The following is a 19,876-nucleotide window of genomic DNA, read 5'->3' as shown; positions in this document are numbered from 1 at the left end:
GGGTTTTACGTTGGTTGAATTCAGTCATTGATTAATAAACGGGCCGAGGCCCGGAAAAGGGGATGTTGGATTTGAAAAAATGGTGGCTTGGGGCACTTATGCTCGGCATCATCACACTGCTCGCGGCATGTGGTGGAGATTCGGACAATGCAGGGGGCGGGGACAAAGAGAAGATGGTCATCGGCTACTTCCCGAACATTGACCACGCGCCGGCGATGGTGGCAAGGGAAAACGGCTATTACGAAGAAAAGCTGGGCGATACCGTCGAGCTGGAGTACATCACGTTCCCTGACGGCGGCACATTCATGGCCGCGCTGAAATCGGGTGAAATCGATGCGGGCCTCGTCGGTCCAGGGCCTGTCCTGAACAACTTCTCGAACGGTGCGGAAGTGAAAGTCCTGGCCGGTGCATCTTCCGGCGGAACGGTCGTCGTCGCAAGCGAGAAGAGCGGCATCGAATCGGTCGAAGACATGGCAGGAAAAACCTTCATCACACCGGGCATCGGCTGCACGCATGATGTCCAGTTCGAAACGTACCTCCAGCAGCTCGGCAATGACGAGCTCGCTTCTTCCCGGATCGGCGGCTCGCTTAACCACGTGACCGGCAACCCGGCGTCCTACCAGGCGATGTTCGAATCCGGCAAGGTGGACCTTGCGGCGGTTCCGGAGCCATGGGCTTCGATCCTCGTCGAAAACGGCGCTAAAGTCATCATCAGCACGGAAGACATTGCCTACGGTGAAAGCCTTCCGAACACCGTCCTCGTTGCAAACAACAAGCTGACGGAGGAAAAGCCGGAGCTTGCGGCAAAGCTGCTTGAAGCGCACAATGAATCGGTTGCGTTTATCAACGACAACCCTGAAAAGGCACAGCAAATCGCCATCGACTCCATCAAAGACCTGACAAACCAGGAGATGGATGCGAAAATCGTCGAACAGGCGATGAGCCGTGTGACGTACACGACAGAAGTCAACGAAGCGGTCCTCAAGGAATTCGGAAACTCTTCCTATGAACTTGAGTTCCTGAAGGAAGCCCCTGAATTCGACGGTCTTGTGGCGGATAAGGAATAATAAAAAAGCGATGCCCCGGCGGCATCGCTTTTCCTTTATCCATAGGCATGAGTACATGTCAGTTTTACAGGTCTTTATCCGTCGGCATAACAGCAGCTGCGATAAAATAGATCAGCCATGTAATTCCGGAAGTGAAAAACCCGGACACGACGGTCACGATTCGGAGGATGCTGACATCGACCCCGAACCGTTCACTGAGTCCGCCCAGTACGCCTGAAAGCTGCTTTTCCCGTGTAGATCGGTAAAATTTTCTCATCCTCGATCACTCCTTCTTAATCTTTATACGGAATGAGTCAGCGGGAGGTTCCAAAAAAAGCCCCGGCAGCCGCCGGGGTTTTTTGTGGATCAGTCTTCAATCAGCCGGCTGAAGTCGAGCCGTTTATTCAGGGCGTTCATGACCGGTACGCCGACAATCATGACGATAAATTCACTGATGGCAAGTGTAGCGTACGTGAACCAGAACGGGAAGCCGAGTGCCAGATTCAGTTCGATCGCGATGATGAACATCGTGAACGTGAAGACAAGCGTGTTGGCAACCATGCCCTTTACACGTCCCCTGACGAACTTGCACAGCACGATGGTGATCGTAAGTGAGATCAGCGAGTGGGCCACGCCGAATGTCAGGTCATACCAGCCGAGCGTCGACAGGAGCAAGTTCGAAATGAACACGCCGAGAACAACTCCGGCCAGATACTTTTTGTTGAACACGACGAGGTGGTTGAACATCTCGGATACGCGGAACTGGATATTTGTGAAGCCGAACGGCGCAATCAGCGCAGTGACGGCAAGATAGAGTGCAGCAATGACCGCATTGACGGCCAGCGTTTTGACTTTCATCTGTTTTCTCTCCCTTAGTTTTGTTATCGCGGGATGGTTACGAACCGCGCAGGCAATAAAAAAGCCCGAAGTTCTATAATATTACAGTCTGGCGGTTCTGGTCAATGGGGAAGGATGCCAATACGATACCTGGTGTCGGAGTGTTTCGCTTCAATGTTGTTTATTGTGATTCACTGCTTTAAATTGAAAACAGCGGCCAACACGCCTGCTGTTTTGAATGAATATAATGACTGACCTAACAAACTAAATTGGAAAGAAGGGGAAATTATGAAAAAACTAATTCTGGCCATCGTTTTTGCGTTTACCCTCCCCAGCGCGGCAATGGCTCATTCCCACATGGAAACCTCAGTGCCGGAAGACGGGGCGACGGTGACAGAACCGCTTGAGGAAGTCACCCTGACGTTTAGCGCGGGAATTGAAGAAGGAAGCACATTATCCCTGACCGGAGCGGAAGGCGAGGCCGGGTTTACAGACATCAACATCGAAGGCGATCAAATCACCGGAACCCTCGCGGAACCATTGCCGGACGGTGAATGGACCTTGGGATGGAATGTTGTCAGTGAGGATGGCCATCCGATTGAAGGAGAAATCACGTTCGAGGCGGCTGCGGGCGTTTCAGCGGACGACGCGGAAGAGGAACCAGTCACAGAAGAAGATCCGGCCGATGAGGAAGAGGCCGTCGCTGATCCTGCAGAAAGCGGGGAGCAGACGGCGGAGGAAAGCAACGCTTCTGACCAGACAGAAGAAGGAAGCAGTGTCTTTCTGACATTCGGACTACTGGTTGCCGTGATCATCCTACTTGGCGTGATCTTCTGGGCGTTGCGCAAGAGGAAATGATGATCGCCTTCACGTCCCTGTCCGACTTCTTCCTCTATATAGTAATGGCAGTCTTGGCGGGAGCCATCACTCTCAAGTTTATTCCGGAAAGCCGCAGGCCCGTTGCGCAACTGGGCAGAAGGACCGAAGCATTGCTTGCTGCAGCCATTCCGCTTTTGGGGGTCGCTCCCGTCATTCAGCTGACGTTCCTCCTTGCGCCGGAAGGGTACCGGTTCCGGGGATTTTTGGACATTGCGACGGGGTTCCGTGCCGGACACAGTTTCCTTGCGCTCATGGCAGCTGCCCTCCTTCTGGCGGCAGTGCTCAGGTTCGGATTGAGCCGGTTTATCCAGGCCCTCCTCATCCTGGCGGCGTTCGGAGCCATCGCCTACGGCAGCCATTCCGCTACAATCGATGAAACTGCCGGGCTGATCGCCCATGGGGTCCATCTGACGGCACTTTCCGTCTGGGCGGGTATCCTGTTTCATGTTGCGGCAAAGCCCGATGCCATTCCAGACTGGCGCGGTTTCCTTAAATGGTTCACTCCAACTGCGGCGGGACTGATGGCCGTTATGATCGCAACAGGAGTTTTCCTTATGCTGCTCGTGATGAAAGCCGAAGATTATGCGAGCTCCTGGATCCTGCCTTATGGTCAGATGCTGCTGCTCAAGCATCTGAGCATCATTCCGCTCCTTGCAGCAGCAGCGATCAACGGGTTCATTGCAAAAAAGGACCATCCGCCTGCATGGTGGCTCAGGATGGAAAGCCTCATGCTCCTGTTCGTACTTTTCTTCACGTCTGTGATGAGCAAGCTGTCGCCGCCCCATGATATCGACTCGACGTTCCGGTCGGAAGGGGCAGCGCCTTTTGCGGAACGGTTATCGGGTCCGCCGGCTATGCCGATTGGTGCCCGCATGGATCCGTCTCCCGAAGGGGTTCTCTTCCTCGCGAATTCGATCCTGTTGCTGGCGCTGTTATTTATCGGGGGCAGGCGGGATCTGCCGAAGTGGCTCACCGCCTTATCGGGAATCGGCTTTATCGCTGCGGCTTATGCGGGCCTGATGCTGCTCACTTCCTTTTGACTCCATATACCCGGCGGACTATCGACCCTGCACGCGGCCGGCAAACAAACAGACCGCCCGCTCCCTTGATGGGGAACGGGCGGTCTATCTATTGATGCTATGATTGCCGGCCGGGTCATGCAGTGTGATTATTTTCCTTTTGCAAGCTTTTCCATCCTGCGGCGCTCTTCCTTCAGGGCTTTCAGGATTCCGATGGTCATAAGGATCATGACGAAGGAGAAGGGAAGCGCGGCGATGATGATTGTGTTCTGGATCGCCTGCAAGCCGCCTACATACAGCAGCAGGATGGCAATCGTAGACTGGGCGATGCCCCAGATCAGCTTCACGGTGTTCGGCGGCGTCAGCGAGCCGTTTGTCGACTGCATGCCGAGGACGAATGTCGCAGAGTCCGCGGAAGTGATGAAGAACGAAGCGATCAGAAGAATTGCGATAATCGACAGTACGATGGACATTGGCAGCTGGTCGAACATGTTAAAGAGGACCAGTTCCGTGGAGAAGCCGCTCAGGTCTGTGATGGAGTCATTGACGAATGCCGCCGTCGTGCCGAACGCGGCGAACCAGAATGACGCGAACACGGTTGGGATGATGATGACGCCAAGCAGGAATTCACGGACTGTACGCCCACGTGAGACGCGGGCGATGAACATCCCGACAAATGGTGCCCAGGAAATCCACCATGCCCAGTAGAAGATCGTCCAGCCGTCGACAAAGCTGCGGTTGTCATCCCCGAGCGGAGCGGTGCGGAAGCTCATCTGCAGCAGGTTCTGAAGGTACATGCCGAATGTCTCTGTAAAGAGATTCAGGATGAGCAGCGTCGGTCCGACGACAAGGATGATGATGAGCAGGAGAACAGCGAGCACCATGTTCGTATTGGACAGGTACTTGATTCCCTTGCTGAGTCCGGACCAGGCGGACGCGACGAACAGCACGGTCACCACCAAGATGATGATGAACTGCGACAGGAAGCCGATGTCGACTCCGAACAGATGGTTCAGGCCGGCGTTAATTTGGACAGCACCGAAGCCGAGGGAAGTCGCGACGCCGAATGCGGTCGCAAAGACGGCAAGTACGTCAACGACGGTTCCCCAGGGGCCGTTCATCTTATCACCGAAAATCGGCTTCAATGTTGAAGAAATTAACCCGGGTTCGTTTTTGCGGAACTGGAAAAAAGCGAGGGCCAGCGCGGTGATGCCATACATCGCCCATACAGGTGCGCCCCAGTGCAGATAGGAATAGGTAAGCCCTTCCTTTAGCGCAGCGTTGGTACCCGCTTCTTCTGTCGCAGGACTGATGACATAATGAGAGAGTGGCTCGGAAGCACCATAGAAGACGAGCCCGATGCCCATCCCGGCGGAAAACAGCATGGCAATCCATGTTGGCGTTGAAAAGTCCGGCCGGTCCGTGTCCTTGCCGAGCCGGATCCTGCCGTATGGGCTGACAGCTATGATGAGCGACAGCACGAGGAAGGCCGCCATCAGGAGCAGATAATACCATCCGAATGATGTGGAAACGAAGCTCTGGATGTTGCCGGTGAACGATTCATATTGCTTCGGCGCAATAACGCCGAAAACGACCGTCAGCGCAATCAGAGCCAATGTTATATAGAAGACTTTTGAGACTTTTTTCATGATTCCCCCTGTGAATTGGTTTGGCCTGACAATCAGCTTACCACCTTATCAAAGATTTTAACCGATAGCAAATCGGTTTTGTTTGAATATTTCCGCCACAGCATTGCTTTCTCAGTAAAAGACGGTGCCGTTTGGACCGGAAAGCAGGGACTTTCTGCATGGATTCCCTTTGATCGGTCTGATTGTCTGCGATTAAAGTTACCCAACTTAACCAGTTGATAAACAATTGCAAAATGGTTTCGGGAAAAATGATGATTCGGTCGGCCTTGTGGTTATGATATAGTCGAATCAGAATTCTGGAAAAAAGGGGGAAGTCATAATGAACCTGCTGCCGTTTATCAGTGTGCTGATCGGCGCCATTTTGTGGGGGACCACAGGAACTGCTCAGTCCTACCTTCCTGAGAACGTCCATCCGCTGACAGTCGGCGCACTCCGGCTTGCAGGCGGCGGACTGATCCTCCTGTTTTTCGCGGTTGCGATGCGCCGGTTGAACCTCGGGGAGTGGCCGTGGGGAGCTACGCTGGTCGCGGCTGTCGCGATGGCGCTGTTCCAGCCTTTTTTCTTCGGTTCCGTCCGCCTGACGGGCGTAGCGGTCGGCACGGTCACCGGTATCGGCAGCGCACCGGTCTTTGCCGGTCTCATTGAATGGATCATTCTGAAGCGCAGACCGTCCAGGAGATGGGCGATGGCCACGGTTCTCGCCGTTGCCGGATGCGCCCTGCTGCTATTGACGGGAGATCAAGTTACAGTCAACCCGATGGGGGTCCTGCTTGCGCTGGGAGCGGGCCTGACATTTGCCGCTTACTCCATGACAAGTAAGATCGTCCTGGAATTCGCGGATCCCTCCGCGGCGGTCGGCGTCGTGTTCACAATCAGCGCGCTGATCTTGTCTCCGTTTCTCTTCATTTATCCGCTGGATGGTCTCCGCTCCCAAGAAGGCATCTCGGTCATCGTCTATATCGCGGTTGCCGCGACTGCCGTGGCCTATGTGCTTTACTCAGCGGGACTGAAAGAGATCCCGGCGGCCACAGCCGTCACGCTGTCCCTCGCCGAGCCGCTCACGGCAGCCATTCTCGGCGTCGCCATAGTGGGCGAGGAGTTGAACTTTTTCGCATGGACGGGTGTCGGGTTCCTGCTGGGAGGACTGATCGTTCTGACCTTCGGTCGGCGCGGTTCCGATGAGGAGAAAACGCCGTACTTCCGGAAGATGATCCGGGCCAAGAAAGAATGATTCATTAAACGGGCAGCCGTCATGGACGGCTGCCCGTTTTCAGCGTTCTTCCCTTTTGTTGCCGCGGGGCTTCTGCTTTTTCGCGACGTCATTCTGTCCGATGACTCCCAGGTCATCAATGCTGATGTCATAGCCGTAGCCGTATTCCTCGCGATTTTTCGTGCTGCCGGGCTTGTTGTGCTCTTTTTTGTTTTTGCTCATGATGCACCTCCATTTTCAGAATGTCCGGGAACGGGGCGATTCATACAACGGTTGCGCCCGAAACGGAACGGCTCCGCTTTTATTCCTTAAGAAAATCTTCATCTTTCCCCTCCCAATTTCTTCAGTTTTCCGCGGTACAATGAAATCAACAAGAAAGGGGCGGCTCTGTATGGAACGGTTTCAGGTGCTGGTCGTCGACGATGACAAGGAAATCCGTGACGGCATTGAAATTTATTTGAAGAATGAAGGCTACAACGTGCTGAAAGCGGGCGACGGATCGGAAGCGCTCCGGCTGCTGGAGGACAACGAAGTGCATCTGATCATCCTCGACATCATGATGCCGGAAATGGACGGCATCCAAGCGACGTTCCGCATCCGGGATTCGCGGAATATCCCGATCATCATGCTGAGCGCGAAGTCCGAGGAGACCGACAAGATCCACGGGCTGTCGGTCGGGGCGGACGACTATGTCACGAAGCCGTTTCACCCGATGGAACTGATGGCGAGGGTAAAATCGCAGCTCCGCCGTTATGTCCGTCTTGGCACGTACGCCGACACGGGTGGAGAAATCCGCGTGGGCGGACTGACGCTGAACCCGGAGTCCAAAGAACTGCTGGTGGACGGTGAGCCGGCGAAGCTTACACCAATAGAGTTCCGCATCACCGAATTGCTCATGCAGAATGCGGGCCGTGTGTTTTCGATCAACGACATTTACGAGCGGGTGTGGAACGAACAGGCGTACAACGCCGACAACATCGTCGCTGTCCATATCCGGAAAATACGCGAGAAAATCGAGGCGGACCCGAAAAATCCGAGATACCTGAAGGTGGTGTGGGGCATTGGCTATAAAATCGAAAAGTGATATCTGGCTGTCCATGATTGCGCTGGCGATTGCGGCCGCAAGCCTCATCTACTGCTCGGGCTTTGTCGTGGACTTTTTCAACAGCAGGGGCGTGGATCCGGGGGAGACAATTGCGCGGCTGCGTGATGTGCTGAAAGGAAGTGCGCTCTGATGACTAAGAAAAAGTGGAAACAGGCCGTCTGGCTGATGCTTGCCGCATTCGGCCTGTTTTCCGTGATGGTGCTGATCGAAGCGGGACCGCGGATCATCGGGAAGTCATACACCGAGTCGGACGATTTCCGGAACAGTATGAGTTTCTTCTATGAACAGATCGGTCCTTATGTCCTGAATCCGGTCGAGCCGGAAGAGGCGAAGAAAAGCATCGGGGTCACGGAAGAGGAACTGGATGAACACCGGTACCGTTACGGAAACCTCGAAGATCAGCTGGCATCGATCAGGGACCAGTATGAAGGCCGGATCGGTGCGGAGAGCGACGAGGAAAAAGAAGTGCTTATTGCGGAACAGAACAAGAAACTTGAGGACATCCGGCAGAACTTCCTGGACGATGAACATGTCGCGGAAAAGGTCCGCGCCGAAAAGGGCCGGGTCATCGATGAGTATATGAAGACACTCAGGGAGAACCGGCCATCCTTCGAGAACCATGTGCGCCATGTCTATTACGAACTGACCGACACGGCTACGGGAAAGACGTATACAAACGGCAATATCCGGGAGAATGCTGCCTACAAACGGACTTTCAACGAGAAAGACGGCTACCTTCGGGCCTCGCAGATTGCGGGTGACCTGGACTACACGGGAGAGGCAAGCAGCCTGATTCCGGATGAAGTGAAAACCTTCGAGGGAACGGTGATTGTCCCGCAGTCCGTGCTGAACGAAGCGGCGGGCCGGGGGATCAGGGATGAGGTTTATCTGAATGATGATCAGCTCGCATGGGGGTATACCGTGTTCAAAGCTGAACAGCGGGCGTATATGGGCGTCTGGCTGGCCGGCATTCTGGCGCTTGGACTCCTGCTCACCGTGTTCAGGCTACAGCCTTCTGTTTGGACAGGGAACGCGCTGTCATCGAAGTTGGAGCGTTTCCCGATTGATATGGTGACGGTAGCGGCAGCAGTGGCATCGCTGATCGCCATCGCATTCGCGGAATACATGAAAGAAACCTTCATGAATTTTGTCCATCATACAGGGGGTTTCCTGTACTCGGAACTGTCCGTGAACGCCCTATTCTTTGTGCTTGCCCTTGGCGGAGCCGTGTTCCTGATCCTTCACGTGGTCCGGCGATTTGCAGACAGCGGACGGATCGGGCAGGATCTGGAGCGGGCTTACATCCGGAGGGCTGCCGATGATCTAAGAGCGTTCTTCCTGAACCGGAAACTCGGCACGCAGGTGCTGTTCCTGCTCATTGTGATTTTCCTCGCCGGCCTCGGGTTCGGGGGCGTCTTCCTGTCATTCATGATGGGATTCGGCGGTGGTGGAGTGGTGCTTGGAGCTATCTGGCTGTTTCTCTTCTTCACGGTCGCATTGCCGGTGATGTTCTTCATGATCCGGAGTACCGGTTATCTGAACCGGATCATTGATGCGACCGGACGGATGGCAGAGGGGCGTTTGACTGATGAAATTCCGGTAAAGGGAACCAGTGTGTTCGCAAGGCACGCATCAGACCTGAACCGCCTGCGGGAAGGCGTCCGGCTCTCGATGTCCGAACAGGCGCGCAGCGAGCGGCTCAAGACGGAACTGATCACCAATGTCAGCCACGACTTGCGCACGCCGCTGACGTCGATCATCACTTATACGGATCTGTTGAAGAACCCCGATCTGTCTGCCGGGGAGCGCGCGGAATACGTGGATGTCCTCGACCGCAAATCCCAGCGGCTGAAGACGCTGATCGATGATCTGTTTGACGTCTCCAAGATGGCGACCGGAAACGTCGAGCTGAACCGCCAGCGCGTCGACCTCGTGGAACTCGTGCGACAGGCGATTGCAGAGCACGGCGAGGAAATCGCTGCGTCACCGCTCGACTTCCGGGTAAGCATCGCTAATGGCCCGCTTCCGGCATCGGTCGACGGCCAGAAATGGTGGCGTGTGATCGACAACCTAATCCAGAACGCCCTCAAATATGCGATGCCGGGCACCCGGGTCTACGTCTCGCTGGACGAGATGGAAGGGGTGGCGCCGGAAGTTCGGTTTACTATTAAAAACGTCTCCCGGTACGAACTCGGCGACAACGCGGATGAACTGTTCGAACGATTTAAGCGCGGCGACGCCTCCCGCAATACCGAAGGGTCCGGCCTTGGCCTTGCCATCGCCCAGTCGATCGTCGATCTGCATGACGGAAGGATGTCAATCGAACTGGACGGTGATCTGTTCAAAGTGACCGTGGCGGTGCCAAGGGCTTAAGTGTTTGGGTTCCGAGAGCGGAATTGCAGAAATACTCGGCGAGAATTGCAACGAAAATTCGGGGATGCATTCCAATGAAAAGCGCTCCTGCAGATGGTTCTGCAGGAGCGCTTTTCTGATGCTCAAGTGGTGGGTATGTACGATCAGCCAATAAATTTCCTTAATAGCTTGTTGAATTTATCACGTTCTTCCCAGAAAAGACCATGGCCGCTGTAATGAAACGGAACAAGCTGTGAATGTTTGATTTGCTGATTGAGTTCATGAGCCTGTTCAAATGGAATCACTTTGTCGTGAACGCCATGGACGATCAGAGTAGGGACATGTATTTGGGGCAAATCTGAATAAAGTTTCTCATCTCTTAAGGTAATGATGATCGCTGCCGTCGACCAACCTGCTGCTTCCAGGCCCAATTGGAGAAACCATTCAGAGAAGGGTTCTGTAATGTATTGGAAGAAAAAGTTCTCTGTCACTTCCCGCATCATTTTGGGACGGTCATTTAACGCCTGGTCAAGGAATCTGGCTGCAGTTTCTGCAGAAAATCCTATAGGCGCAGCAGCGTCAATCAGCACAAGGTTGGATACACCGTAACCATGATGTCGGGACATGTATCGTATGGCAATGGCTCCACCTGTAGAGTGACCGACAAGAGTGAAATCATCTAATTGAAGTACATCAACTACTGCACGAACATCATCCGCCAACCGGTCAAAACTGTACCCGCTTATTGGCTTATCAGACTTTCCAAAACCTCTCCAGTCAATTCCGATACAGCGGTAACCCATATTCGGAAGGACATTAAATTGATATTCAAACTGTTTATGGCTCAAAGGCCAGCCATGTAAAAACACGATCGTCTTACTGCTCTCGGGATTGATATCTTCTACATATAATTTCACGCCTGGCTCTACGGTTACATAGTAACCCACAGCGATTCCCCCCTAAAATAGGCATTCCAAATAAGATATTCATTTAGGGGGATAAGGTGAATGCCTATTCCACAGCCTTATGGCGGCTATTCATTTCTTAAGGCGTCGGGTGGCAGGATTGTCGGGCAAGCGCATCAGAATCGGAGCATGCTAACCGTACTGTAGACTAGGCATTCCCCAAAATAATAGCGCTCCTGCAACTCGTTTATGCAGGAGCGCCTCTTTTATTTAGATATCCAGTTCTTCCGCCCGACGGATGACGACGAGTTTTTGGGGATAGCGCAGCCGGAAAAGTGCCAGCAGTTTAGGCTTGTCTTTGTGCTCAAAGGCATGGTTCCATTTGAACATCTTTCGGAAGATGGTCCATGTCGGACGGTAATGAGCGGTCTCGATGCCGGCTTTCTGGCGGGCGAATCGCTTGATAATGCGCATAATCCGTACCCGGTAGGGCGTGTCAAGGAACACAATCACCTCCGCTTCCCGGAAACAGGGCAGGATCCAGTCATGCGGGTGTGTGCCCTCCGTGATCCAGGCATCTCCGGAAACGATTGAATTAAGCAGTTTGTCGCGGTCTTCGGGGTTTCTCCGGACATCACCGCCCGCCCGGCGTTCCCAGGCCACATTATCTATTTCGTAGTAGGGGATTCCGAGTTTCTCTGATAGTTCCCTCGCCATTGTTGTCTTCCCGCTTCCCACTGCGCCGATGATATGGATTTTACATGCCATGGCTGTGCCTCCAGTCAATCAGTCATTCTCTGAATGAACAAAAAATCCTCTTGCCGGGGCAAGAGGATTACCCATAGATCATCACGGCTCCAATCATAAGAATCGCCAGGTCGGCGGCCATATGGATAATCCAGGACGGCAGGATAGTTCCGTTCGGACCATTCGCCAGCTGGAAAATCACCCCGCCTGCCCACAGTCCGGCTACGGCCAGCAGCAGGATCGGGAGGTCAAACCAGGGCAGGAAGATGGCAACGTGATAAACAGCAAACAGCAGTGGCGGGACGGTGAGGGCAAGCCCTGGACGTCTCCTGAACTGCGCCGGAAGCACGCCACGGAAAAAGAATTCCTCAACGAGCGAGTTGCCAAAGAGGATATAGAGTGCGATGAACGGATAAACCGCACCCGTCACGCCGACGCGTCCGGCCAGATCTTCGGTGAGTGCCTCCGCATCGATAAAACGGCTGAGCAGAAGATATGCGACGAAGATTACCGCCATCATACCGGCTCCCGCCCAAAGTGCAATCCGGATCCGACGCCGATCGGTCTCCCTGAAAGCCATAAACTGCCGGACTTCACCCCGGAAAACGAGGAGGGGAATGACTAGGAAGAGCAGGATCTTCGCCAGTGTTTTCCATACGTATGATACCGCGAGCCCTTGCTCGATCCAGAGCAATAACATAATTCCCGCCAGTGCAATGAACAGTCCCCGCTTCATTGGTCGGCCTCCTTCTATTCTGATAGACGGAAAAAGATCGGGCTAGTTGCGGAATGGGTTGACGGTCTGAAGAAGGGCGGGCAGGTCGGCGGAAAACTCCCTCAGGTAGACGATGAACATGAAGAAGAGCCAGACAAGTGCCGGCACAGCGAGGCTCTTGAGGGTGTCGGGCCATCCCGGAGCGGGCTTTTTGCGGAGCAGCCGGTCGGCAAGGAATCCGAGAAGAGCCGCCGCCACACCGTAGCCGAGTGCGACCAGACCGAACGCGACATGCAGCACGCCGGAAATCATGAGCTCGGCACCCGGCTTCCGGAATCCGTGCGAAAGTCGTGCCGCAAGAAAGTCCGCAAGCAAGGATGCCGGCACGCCGAACAATAGAATGACCGGAAAGCTGTACATCAGGTAGAGCGGGACGGACAGCGTCAAGGCATTCCAGAAGCCCCCGGGTGTTGTACCGCCGAACGGGTCCGGAACAATGATGCCGAGGAGGATGGCGAATACAGCGCCTGTCAGGGAGGCGGCGGTAATTTTCCTGCGGAGCGGTCCGCTTGTGGCCGTCATTCCGCTTCCTCGATGGTCAGGCCGTCGTCATCAAATACGGCATGTGCCCATTGCTTCCCATCTTCAAGCTCGACGGGCTTTGTCTGTCTGGCCCCAATTCCGGTCCCGTCCGTGCTGACAGACAGGGCGAAGGCGGTCGTTTCTTTCCACTCGCCCTGCTGGATATCGAACCAGATGACCTCACCGTCTTCAAATGGGCTGCCGTCCGCATTCACCACGCTTTCATCCTGCACCTTCTCGCCGTTTTCGTAGCGGATCAGCTGTACGTGGCGGTACTGGCCGCCTGTCTGCATTTCCACCGAGAGGCCGCTGCCGTGGTCTGCGGCGGTTTTTTCCGCTCCGCAGCCGGAGAGCAGCATCAAAATAAAAATGGAAGCCACAAGCATCAGGTTTCTCATCGATGTTCCCTCCCCTCGCCATAACGAATCGAGATTTCCATTAATAGGACGGACGGTCCCTTTGAGGGTTGCGGTTACCGGCACGTCTCCCGGGGTAAGAGAAATAGACCAGACCCCGGAAGGAAGGGTTGCTATGTTCAAGAAAAAATGGCTCGACATCCCGACCGGCTACCGGCGGCTGCTGTTTCTCAGCCTATTGGTCTTCCTCCTTGTCGGGGTTGGGATTATCGGGTTCATGCATTATGAGAGTCTGACATTCTTCGACTCACTTTGGATGACGATCATCTCAGTCATGACAATCGGTTATGGTGACATGTATCCGGTGACCGATGAGGGGCGGCGCTTTGCGTTGCTTATTGTGCCGTTCGGCGCGGGAGTCGTCACGTACGGGCTCGGGACCGCGGCATCCTATCTGATCGAAAAACAACTGTCGGAGAAAGTGTGGGATAAGCAGATGGACCATGAAATCGACAAGCTGGAAGATCACATCATCGTGTGCGGATTCGGCCGTGTCGCCCAGCAGGTGTATCGGGAACTGCATGGTATGAAAGAGGAAATGAAGGTCCTGTACATACATGATAATGAAGACGAACTCCTGGAAGTGGTCGACCAGGGGACGCTCCGGCTGATCGGTGATCCGACCGACCGGGACATTCTTGAAAAGGCACGGACGGACAAGGCGAGCGGCCTGATCGCCGCTCTGGATACGGATGCGGACAATGTATTCATCACTCTGACGGCAAAAGGAATGAACGAAAACATTGAAATCGCCGCGCGGGCCGAGAAGGAAGGTTCCGAGGAAGTGCTGAAACGGGCGGGCGCCACCCGGGTCATCAATCCATCAAGCATCGGTGGCAGGGAGCTTGCGCTTTCCGTCGTCAGCCCTTCCGGAATCGACTTTATCAATAACCTGATGAGAGCCGAGAAAAAGGAGTTTGTCGTAGGTGAAGTGGTCCTTGGAGAAAACTGTCCGCTTGCCGGCCAGTCTGTTGAGTCATCAAATCTCAGACGCGAATACGGGATTACGCTGCTTGCGATCGGCCGGGAAAAAGACGTTCTCAGCAATCCGGATCCCGATGAGCGAATGCGGGCCGGGGACAAGCTGATTGTCGCGGGCAACCAGGAAAGCATCGCCTCGCTTGATGGAAAAGTGAACGGGACAATAGACTGAAACACGATAGCTCTGTATTTATTAACCGGGTCCTTTTAGCCATTTTGGGCGTTACATGTTTAAAAGGCTGTTTGAAAAAGGAATAGTCTACCACTATTTCCCGTCTCCCGATGGTGGTTTGTTTAGTTTCCGTAAATTTGGAGTTCTTTTGCAGGGATTTAACTGGGAATCAAGAAGAGAATAATAACAAGTCAGGCGATTGCTGCAGTCAGGGGAGACTGGGTAACAATCCGATTGGCCGCCCGGCGCCTGCCGGGCATCCAATTGGGGCATCCGGCGTGTCGCCGGTCAGGACGGTAATCCGTCCGCAAATAAATCCATGAACTGACAGGCCAACAGCCGGGTCAGCCGGGGGAAGGAGCGGAAACCATGACTAGACACGAAAATTATCCGAATGCACGTGACTATGACCCGCAGCGCGGGGATCGAAATGAAGGCGAACTGCCGCTTGCCGATCCGTCCGAATCCAACTCGACGGATACGTTCCGTGAAAATGAAGAAGAGGACGTCGGCAAGGACGAGCCATCCGCATTCGAGGGAGATGAAGGCCTCGATAAAGGCTATAACGATACCGCTCCAAATGAACGGTATCCGGGAAAACAGTAAACCAAAACCGCTGACCCATCACGGGCAGCGGTTTTGTGTGTTTCATTTGAAAAATCCTGCGGTTGGGCGACAATGGATACAGTACCCTGAAGGAGGAATTCAGATGGCAACGATTGAACAGATGAAATTCGCACGCGGTTACACACTTGGTCAGCTGTCACAGTTGGAAGGGGCCGACTGGGACAAGCTTCATCCCGGCTTCAGCAACAACATCCGCTGGAACGCGGGCCATATCTTCGTTTCCCTTGAGAACTTTACGAAGATGATTGCCCCGGACTACGAGAGTGCCCACCCGGAATGGAATGGCCTCTTCAACACCGGTACCAGCCCGGACGGCTGGGGAGAAGGTGTTCCGTCCAATGAAGAGATTTTGTCTGCGCTTAAAGAGCAGACGGACCGCATTGCAGGGGTACTTGAGGGTCAGCTCGACGGCCAGCTCGGCCGCCCGCTCGAGATTGCCGGACATCATATGGATACCGGAGAAAAACTCCTGCAATTCACCGTCTGGCACGAAGGCGTCCACGGCGGCATCCTGAACGCCATGGTGCATCTGGCGAAGTCATAATCGGATAGTCGAAAAAGCCGCTTCCTGCAGGGAGCGGCTTTTGTATGTAGCGGGGTATTGAGACATTCGGAGGAGGAATCGGGACATTGGCATCGGGTATCGTGACACTCAAGCTGTGAATCGCGCCACTCGCCGGGGCAATCCCGCCACTCACTCTCCGCGTCCTCCGCCCCGCTTTTTCATCCACAAAATCACGAGCGCGCCGGCGATGCCGATTACGGCGATGATGATGACCATCATCCACCGGAAAGGAAGCGCGGGGAGGACGATGTTCAGGAAAAGGATGACGGCGATCAGCAAGATGACCGCCACCGGGATCAAAGAGGAATTCTGTTTGTTGTTCATTTACATGCACCTGCTTTCCGCGGCACGCCAAAGGCATCCGCGGCTTTTCTTATTCTGCGAGGCCGTTCTGGTATGCGTAGACCGCGGCCTGCGTGCGGTCGTCGACGCCAAGCTTGGAGAGGATGTTCGAGACATGCGTCTTGACGGTCTTGAGGGCGATAAAAAGCTCGTCTGAAATATCCTGGTTCGTCTTGCCTTTCGCAATGAGGAGCAAAATCTCCATTTCACGTGCCGTGAGCCCGTCATGCGGTGCACGCTCAGTGCCGCGCATGCGCTGCATCATCTTCGTCGTCACCTCGGGCTCGAGCACCGTCCGGCCGCCGAGCGTGTCACGGATCGCGTCGGCAATGCGTGATGCCTTCGAGGTCTTCAGGATGTAGCTGGACGCGCCGGCCTCGAGTGCCGGATAGACCTTGTCGTCATCGAGAAAACTCGTGACGACCATGATCTTCGCCTCGGGCCATTCTTTCATGATGGCGGCGGTCGCCTCGGCGCCGTTCATCTCCGGCATCACCATGTCCATCAGGATGATGTCCGGCCGAAGCCGGAGTGCAAGCTCGACCGCCTCGCGCCCGTTCGAGGCTTCACCGACCACTTCCATGTCTGGCTGGACCTGAAGATACGCGGATACGCCGATCCGCACCATTTCGTGATCATCCGCAAGCAATACCCGAATCATCTCGATTCCTCCGTTTCTTCCGGTTGGCCGTCCGCCTTCTCCTCTTTGTGGGGAAGAGGGGCGGTCTCCGCTTCTTTTTCCGGCTGGCCGTCTTCTTCGGGACGCGTCACCGGAAGTTTCACTTCAACAATCGTCCCCTGCGACGGCACCGAAACGATCTTGCACGTGCCGCCGATCTCGATGGCGCGCTCACGCACGTTTCGCAGGCCGTAGGAGCCGGTTTTGCCGTCCCCGTCACGGAATCCGACTCCATTATCCTGAACGCGGAAGATGGCCAGGCCGTCCCGTTCGACGAACAGCACGTCGAGCTCGGTCGCCTTCGCATGGCGAAGTGTGTTCGAGAGCGTTTCCTGGGCGATCCGGAACAGGTGGTCCTCTGCGCCCTTGGACAGCGGAACGTCCTCGATCCGACCCCGGATTGTGAAGTGGACCTTTTCATCCAATTCGTGCAGGAGGCTGCGTAGTCCTTCCGACAGGGTCTTGTCGTTGAGTGGTGCGGGGCGGAGGTGGAGCAGCAGCGCCCGCATCTCGACCTGGGCCTGCTGGACGGTTTTCTCGACCTGTCCGAGTGTCCGGGACGTCGCTCCTGTCTCTGCACGCTCCTTTTCTGCCATCGCGGATAACAGCATCGAAGCAGCGAAAAGCTGCTGGGAGACCGAGTCGTGGAGTTCGCGGGCAAGCCGCTGGCGTTCCTGGACGAGCCGCTCCTGGACCATCTGTTCCTGGTTTTCCGCACGTTTGTCGGAGATCTCTTTCAGCCGCTCCCGCTGGGTGGTGAGCAGGCCTTCCACTTCACCGACTGCGCGCTCGGTCGGTCGGGGGAGCTTGCGCTGCTTCTTGGCCGGCGCCGTCTCAAGCAGGCCGTATAGGCGCTGCTCGACCGCGCGGATGTTCGAGCGGACCAGGCCGGATGCCCAGAAAGCGATCAGCCAGCCGGCAGCAAGCGAACCGGCAGCGATCCAGATGGCGGCAGGCAGGCCGAACCGCTGTTCTTCAATGAGGAACAACCAATCTTTGTCCGGCATGCCAAGCAGAAGGTAGAGAATCCCCGCGGAAACAGCGAGGAAAAGGCCGGAAAGTGTGATGCCGCGTGTGAGTAAATGTCTCATTTCCGCATCACCTCCACGTCACCGAACCAGGTGGCCACTGTGATGATCAGCTCGGACGCCGGACGTTCCTCCGCGCCGTAGCCATCCTTCATGTGAAGCTGTTCGTTGAAAAGGCGGTTCTGGTGACGGCCGAACAGCCGGGAGTCGCCGAGAAGTGTCGTGTAATGCACGCGGACGGGAATTTCGTATGGCACATCGACCCGGACCTTGCCGATGCCCTGGCGGATGGAAATCAGAGAGGTTCCTTTAGGAAGCACGGTTTCCGTCACGTCGACATGGATGTCGCCGAAAACCCCCTGGATATGGACGTCTTCCCATTCGTAGGAGCTGAACGGGGTCGACTGTACGGAAAACAGCCGGTTTTTCAGGATGCCGTTCGGCGTTTCTGACCGTGCTTCCCGGAGCGGGCGGATGATTTCCTCTGCCGGCACGCCTTTCCAGAGGCTCATGAAAATGTAGACGAGCACGCCGAAGACAAGCAGCCGCAGGCTCCACAGGGACAGCACAGCGATTCCGAGAAAGAACACACCCGTCCAGAGAAGCCATTTATTGCGTTGGCGAAAACCGAAATAGGACAGCGCGCCGCCGATGATGACAAAGATGAAACTGCCGTCATGGAAAAAAGCCGCCTCGACAAACACGAGCAGCACAAACGCAATGAGGATAAAGCGGATCTGATCGGACGACACATGCATGGCGCGGACCTCCTTTCGGGCGGAATAAATACCAAACGGGAGCGGGCATCCGCCCGTCTCGCTAATCTAAGGCTAATGTTAAGGGAAGGGGGAGATCCCCCTTCCCATCTTACAGAATCTTGATGGCGATGTCCCCGTCAGACCGTTTCTTTATCGGCTTTGCCGGCGTTTTCCGCCTGCTCGATGATGGCAAGCGCATCCAGCCGGCGCTCCATCGTATCATGGCTGTGTTCTTTCTCGACCTTATCGCCGAGCTGCTCGACGTAAGCCTTCATTTCTGTGTAAGGAGCCATCCCGCTGCTTTCATCCTGGATCACCTGGTCCATTTTGCGGTGCGCACGCGTCACATTTTCCTTACCCATCAGCTGGAGCTGGCGCACTTTCATGTCCTTGATCTTGTGCTTCATCTCTTCATACTTGCGCTCGAGGCCGATCAGTTCGGCATCCGTTTCGGCAAGTGTGCGGTCAAGTTCGTCGACGCGGTTGCCGTAGGCGCGGATTTCGTCCCGGGCAAAGGCGACCAGGTCTTCAACGCCCGCTTTCTCGGCAATTTCCAGTTGGCTTTTGCGCTTTTCAAGCATGACAGCTGCTTCTTTCCGTTCTTTCTCAAGTTCTTCTTTCAGCTTCGCCTGGCGGTCCAGCAGCTTGCCTGTCGCTTCGGTCTGCTTTTCCGCCTGGCGGAGGTATTCATTCAGAAGGGAGACGGGGTTCTTTTCTTCCTTTTTGTCCAGCAGCTCATGAAGATCGGCCTGGACGCTGTACTTGATGCGGTTGAACAGTGTGTTCATAGCGTTTTCCTCCTTGTTGGGAACTTATTTCGTGATGTTCTTCCATTCGCGCTCGAAGTTGTCGAACGGGTCGCCGTCTTTTTCGAACAGGACCGCTTCACGGCCATTCCACTTCTGGTACACGTACCAGAGTGCCGCGATGGCGAGCAGGCCGACGAATGCCGGAATGTTGCCGACGGCGGTCAAGAGGCCGATGATGCCGACCGCTGCCCAGCAAAAGCGCGCGAAGCCGGACGTGCTCCTCTTGTAGTAGTGGTAGCCGGCATACATGATGGCGGCAGAGATGGCGAGACCGATGATCGCGCCGAGGTTGGCAAGGATGGTGATCCCTGCGACGATTCCGATGGTGATCAGCAGAAATTTCTTCAAGGTTTCCGCCTCCTTTCGTTGTTAACCTTATTGTAGTCAGGAACTCAGGTTTTCCGAACGGGCTGCATGTTGATTTCCGTCTAGGTCTTGAGGCTGATTTTCGCT

25 protein-coding genes and 1 riboswitch are annotated in these 19,876 nt (G+C 55.1%); of the genes, 10 read left to right on the top strand and 15 right to left on the bottom strand.

Translation table 11 applies throughout. The annotated features are described in order from the left end of the window. Positions 1–62: 62 nt before the first annotated feature. Entirely contained in the window at positions 63–1,067 is a 1,005-nt protein-coding gene (locus DZC51_RS06800) for an ABC transporter substrate-binding protein (protein ID WP_157294623.1), read from the top strand. A 64-nt stretch (positions 1,068–1,131) separates the two neighbouring features. On the opposite strand, the gene DZC51_RS06795 is transcribed toward DZC51_RS06800, so the two are convergent. Continuing rightward, positions 1,132–1,323 carry a PspC domain-containing protein gene (locus DZC51_RS06795; protein WP_157294622.1) on the bottom strand — a complete coding sequence of 64 codons (192 nt, stop codon included), beginning with the start codon at positions 1,321–1,323 and terminating at the stop codon, positions 1,132–1,134. 89 nt (positions 1,324–1,412) lie between these two features. Next, positions 1,413–1,904, bottom strand: coding sequence for a QueT transporter family protein (locus DZC51_RS06790; protein WP_157294621.1), 492 nt, complete (start codon positions 1,902–1,904; stop codon positions 1,413–1,415). 8 nt (positions 1,905–1,912) lie between these two features. After that, positions 1,913–1,958: riboswitch (PreQ1 riboswitch) on the bottom strand. Between the two features lie 213 nt (positions 1,959–2,171). Between DZC51_RS06790 and DZC51_RS06785 the strand changes: the two genes are divergently transcribed. Further along, entirely contained in the window at positions 2,172–2,741 is a 570-nt protein-coding gene (locus tag DZC51_RS06785; protein ID WP_157294620.1) for a copper resistance protein CopC, read from the top strand. Continuing rightward, on the top strand, positions 2,741–3,802 hold the full coding sequence (locus tag DZC51_RS06780) for a copper resistance D family protein (protein ID WP_157294619.1): 1,062 nt from the start codon (positions 2,741–2,743) through the stop codon (positions 3,800–3,802). The genes DZC51_RS06785 and DZC51_RS06780 overlap by 1 nt, the downstream gene beginning before the upstream one ends. A gap of 128 nt (positions 3,803–3,930) precedes the next feature. Here DZC51_RS06780 and DZC51_RS06775 read toward each other — a convergent pair whose 3' ends face one another. Then, a complete protein-coding gene (locus tag DZC51_RS06775) occupies positions 3,931–5,430 on the bottom strand; it encodes a BCCT family transporter (protein WP_157294618.1) in 1,500 nt (499 codons plus the stop codon). A gap of 319 nt (positions 5,431–5,749) precedes the next feature. Between DZC51_RS06775 and DZC51_RS06770 the strand changes: the two genes are divergently transcribed. Continuing rightward, positions 5,750–6,661: a DMT family transporter gene (locus DZC51_RS06770; RefSeq protein WP_157294617.1), complete on the top strand. Its 912-nt coding sequence runs from the start codon at positions 5,750–5,752 to the stop codon at positions 6,659–6,661. A 39-nt stretch (positions 6,662–6,700) separates the two neighbouring features. On the opposite strand, the gene DZC51_RS16210 is transcribed toward DZC51_RS06770, so the two are convergent. Next, positions 6,701–6,862, bottom strand: coding sequence for a hypothetical protein (locus DZC51_RS16210; protein WP_198304075.1), 162 nt, complete (start codon positions 6,860–6,862; stop codon positions 6,701–6,703). Between the two features lie 169 nt (positions 6,863–7,031). Between DZC51_RS16210 and DZC51_RS06765 the strand changes: the two genes are divergently transcribed. From DZC51_RS06765 to DZC51_RS06755, 3 genes are read left to right on the top strand one after another with little or no spacing between them, the layout of a single operon-like run. Beyond that, entirely contained in the window at positions 7,032–7,724 is a 693-nt protein-coding gene (locus tag DZC51_RS06765; protein ID WP_157294616.1) for a response regulator transcription factor, read from the top strand. Then, positions 7,702–7,875, top strand: a complete 174-nt coding sequence (locus DZC51_RS06760) for a hypothetical protein (RefSeq protein WP_157294615.1) — start codon at positions 7,702–7,704, stop codon at positions 7,873–7,875. Before DZC51_RS06765 ends, DZC51_RS06760 begins: the two co-directional genes overlap by 23 nt. Beyond that, positions 7,875–10,118, top strand: coding sequence for a sensor histidine kinase (locus DZC51_RS06755; protein WP_157294614.1), 2,244 nt, complete (start codon positions 7,875–7,877; stop codon positions 10,116–10,118). Before DZC51_RS06760 ends, DZC51_RS06755 begins: the two co-directional genes overlap by 1 nt. A 143-nt stretch (positions 10,119–10,261) precedes the next feature. On the opposite strand, the gene DZC51_RS06750 is transcribed toward DZC51_RS06755, so the two are convergent. From DZC51_RS06750 to DZC51_RS06730, 5 genes are all read right to left on the bottom strand, one after another. Next, on the bottom strand, positions 10,262–11,044 hold the full coding sequence (locus DZC51_RS06750; RefSeq protein ID WP_157294613.1) for an alpha/beta fold hydrolase: 783 nt from the start codon (positions 11,042–11,044) through the stop codon (positions 10,262–10,264). Between the two features lie 228 nt (positions 11,045–11,272). Further along, a complete protein-coding gene (locus DZC51_RS06745) occupies positions 11,273–11,770 on the bottom strand; it encodes an AAA family ATPase (RefSeq protein ID WP_157294612.1) in 498 nt (165 codons plus the stop codon). 67 nt (positions 11,771–11,837) lie between these two features. Next, a complete protein-coding gene (locus DZC51_RS06740) occupies positions 11,838–12,485 on the bottom strand; it encodes a CPBP family intramembrane glutamic endopeptidase (protein ID WP_157294611.1) in 648 nt (215 codons plus the stop codon). Positions 12,486–12,527: 42 nt separating this feature from the next. Continuing rightward, on the bottom strand, positions 12,528–13,046 hold the full coding sequence (locus tag DZC51_RS06735; protein WP_157294610.1) for a hypothetical protein: 519 nt from the start codon (positions 13,044–13,046) through the stop codon (positions 12,528–12,530). Further along, the gene (locus tag DZC51_RS06730) at positions 13,043–13,444 is read right to left on the bottom strand and encodes a hypothetical protein (protein ID WP_157294609.1); all 402 of its coding nucleotides are present in this window, start codon (positions 13,442–13,444) and stop codon (positions 13,043–13,045) included. The genes DZC51_RS06735 and DZC51_RS06730 overlap by 4 nt, the downstream gene beginning before the upstream one ends. A gap of 133 nt (positions 13,445–13,577) precedes the next feature. Between DZC51_RS06730 and DZC51_RS06725 the strand changes: the two genes are divergently transcribed. From DZC51_RS06725 to DZC51_RS06715, 3 genes are all read left to right on the top strand, one after another. Next, positions 13,578–14,615, top strand: a complete 1,038-nt coding sequence (locus DZC51_RS06725) for a potassium channel family protein (RefSeq protein ID WP_157294608.1) — start codon at positions 13,578–13,580, stop codon at positions 14,613–14,615. Positions 14,616–14,984: 369 nt separating this feature from the next. Beyond that, a complete protein-coding gene (locus DZC51_RS06720; protein WP_157294607.1) occupies positions 14,985–15,221 on the top strand; it encodes a hypothetical protein in 237 nt (78 codons plus the stop codon). Between the two features lie 103 nt (positions 15,222–15,324). Then, on the top strand, positions 15,325–15,786 hold the full coding sequence (locus DZC51_RS06715; RefSeq protein WP_157294606.1) for a DinB family protein: 462 nt from the start codon (positions 15,325–15,327) through the stop codon (positions 15,784–15,786). A 150-nt stretch (positions 15,787–15,936) separates the two neighbouring features. Here the strand turns inward: DZC51_RS06715 and DZC51_RS06710 are convergent, their stop codons facing one another. From DZC51_RS06710 to DZC51_RS06685, 6 genes are all read right to left on the bottom strand, one after another. Continuing rightward, positions 15,937–16,131: a hypothetical protein gene (locus tag DZC51_RS06710; protein WP_157294605.1), complete on the bottom strand. Its 195-nt coding sequence runs from the start codon at positions 16,129–16,131 to the stop codon at positions 15,937–15,939. Positions 16,132–16,180: 49 nt separating this feature from the next. Continuing rightward, positions 16,181–16,810 (bottom strand): response regulator, encoded by a 630-nt coding sequence (locus DZC51_RS06705; RefSeq protein WP_157294604.1) that lies wholly within the window; start codon positions 16,808–16,810, stop codon positions 16,181–16,183. Continuing rightward, positions 16,807–17,919, bottom strand: a complete 1,113-nt coding sequence (locus tag DZC51_RS06700; RefSeq protein ID WP_157294603.1) for a sensor histidine kinase — start codon at positions 17,917–17,919, stop codon at positions 16,807–16,809. Before DZC51_RS06700 ends, DZC51_RS06705 begins: the two co-directional genes overlap by 4 nt. Beyond that, the gene (liaF, locus tag DZC51_RS06695; RefSeq protein WP_157294602.1) at positions 17,916–18,614 is read right to left on the bottom strand and encodes a cell wall-active antibiotics response protein LiaF; all 699 of its coding nucleotides are present in this window, start codon (positions 18,612–18,614) and stop codon (positions 17,916–17,918) included. The genes DZC51_RS06700 and liaF overlap by 4 nt, the downstream gene beginning before the upstream one ends. A 137-nt stretch (positions 18,615–18,751) precedes the next feature. Beyond that, entirely contained in the window at positions 18,752–19,402 is a 651-nt protein-coding gene (locus DZC51_RS06690; protein ID WP_157294601.1) for a PspA/IM30 family protein, read from the bottom strand. A 24-nt stretch (positions 19,403–19,426) separates the two neighbouring features. Further along, positions 19,427–19,771: a lmo0954 family membrane protein gene (locus DZC51_RS06685; protein ID WP_157294600.1), complete on the bottom strand. Its 345-nt coding sequence runs from the start codon at positions 19,769–19,771 to the stop codon at positions 19,427–19,429. Between the last annotated feature and the right edge of the window lie 105 nt (positions 19,772–19,876).

This window comes from Bhargavaea sp. CC-171006 (assembly GCF_009761675.1).
Classification (GTDB): Bacteria; Bacillota; Bacilli; order Bacillales_A; family Planococcaceae; genus Bhargavaea; species Bhargavaea changchunensis.
This window is presented reverse-complemented; position numbering and strand designations above follow the sequence as displayed.

Excerpts from the sequence above, each read along its gene's own strand:
- DZC51_RS06705 (WP_157294604.1), bottom strand. The coding sequence starts at position 16,810 with ATGATTCGGGTATTGCTTGCGGATGATCACGAAATGGTGCGGATCGGC.
- DZC51_RS06795 (WP_157294622.1), bottom strand. The coding sequence starts at position 1,323 with ATGAGAAAATTTTACCGATCTACACGGGAAAAGCAGCTTTCAGGCGTA.
- DZC51_RS06690 (WP_157294601.1), bottom strand. The coding sequence starts at position 19,402 with ATGAACACACTGTTCAACCGCATCAAGTACAGCGTCCAGGCCGATCTT.
- DZC51_RS06770 (WP_157294617.1), top strand. The coding sequence starts at position 5,750 with ATGAACCTGCTGCCGTTTATCAGTGTGCTGATCGGCGCCATTTTGTGG.
- DZC51_RS06755 (WP_157294614.1), top strand. The coding sequence starts at position 7,875 with ATGACTAAGAAAAAGTGGAAACAGGCCGTCTGGCTGATGCTTGCCGCA.
- DZC51_RS16210 (WP_198304075.1), bottom strand. The coding sequence starts at position 6,862 with ATGAGCAAAAACAAAAAAGAGCACAACAAGCCCGGCAGCACGAAAAAT.
- DZC51_RS06785 (WP_157294620.1), top strand. The coding sequence starts at position 2,172 with ATGAAAAAACTAATTCTGGCCATCGTTTTTGCGTTTACCCTCCCCAGC.
- DZC51_RS06775 (WP_157294618.1), bottom strand. The coding sequence starts at position 5,430 with ATGAAAAAAGTCTCAAAAGTCTTCTATATAACATTGGCTCTGATTGCG.
- DZC51_RS06740 (WP_157294611.1), bottom strand. The coding sequence starts at position 12,485 with ATGAAGCGGGGACTGTTCATTGCACTGGCGGGAATTATGTTATTGCTC.
- liaF (WP_157294602.1), bottom strand. The coding sequence starts at position 18,614 with ATGCATGTGTCGTCCGATCAGATCCGCTTTATCCTCATTGCGTTTGTG.
- DZC51_RS06790 (WP_157294621.1), bottom strand. The coding sequence starts at position 1,904 with ATGAAAGTCAAAACGCTGGCCGTCAATGCGGTCATTGCTGCACTCTAT.
- DZC51_RS06735 (WP_157294610.1), bottom strand. The coding sequence starts at position 13,046 with ATGACGGCCACAAGCGGACCGCTCCGCAGGAAAATTACCGCCGCCTCC.
- DZC51_RS06800 (WP_157294623.1), top strand. The coding sequence starts at position 63 with ATGTTGGATTTGAAAAAATGGTGGCTTGGGGCACTTATGCTCGGCATC.
- DZC51_RS06765 (WP_157294616.1), top strand. The coding sequence starts at position 7,032 with ATGGAACGGTTTCAGGTGCTGGTCGTCGACGATGACAAGGAAATCCGT.
- DZC51_RS06725 (WP_157294608.1), top strand. The coding sequence starts at position 13,578 with ATGTTCAAGAAAAAATGGCTCGACATCCCGACCGGCTACCGGCGGCTG.
- DZC51_RS06730 (WP_157294609.1), bottom strand. The coding sequence starts at position 13,444 with ATGAGAAACCTGATGCTTGTGGCTTCCATTTTTATTTTGATGCTGCTC.
- DZC51_RS06720 (WP_157294607.1), top strand. The coding sequence starts at position 14,985 with ATGACTAGACACGAAAATTATCCGAATGCACGTGACTATGACCCGCAG.
- DZC51_RS06700 (WP_157294603.1), bottom strand. The coding sequence starts at position 17,919 with ATGAGACATTTACTCACACGCGGCATCACACTTTCCGGCCTTTTCCTC.
- DZC51_RS06745 (WP_157294612.1), bottom strand. The coding sequence starts at position 11,770 with ATGGCATGTAAAATCCATATCATCGGCGCAGTGGGAAGCGGGAAGACA.
- DZC51_RS06710 (WP_157294605.1), bottom strand. The coding sequence starts at position 16,131 with ATGAACAACAAACAGAATTCCTCTTTGATCCCGGTGGCGGTCATCTTG.
- DZC51_RS06715 (WP_157294606.1), top strand. The coding sequence starts at position 15,325 with ATGGCAACGATTGAACAGATGAAATTCGCACGCGGTTACACACTTGGT.
- DZC51_RS06780 (WP_157294619.1), top strand. The coding sequence starts at position 2,741 with ATGATCGCCTTCACGTCCCTGTCCGACTTCTTCCTCTATATAGTAATG.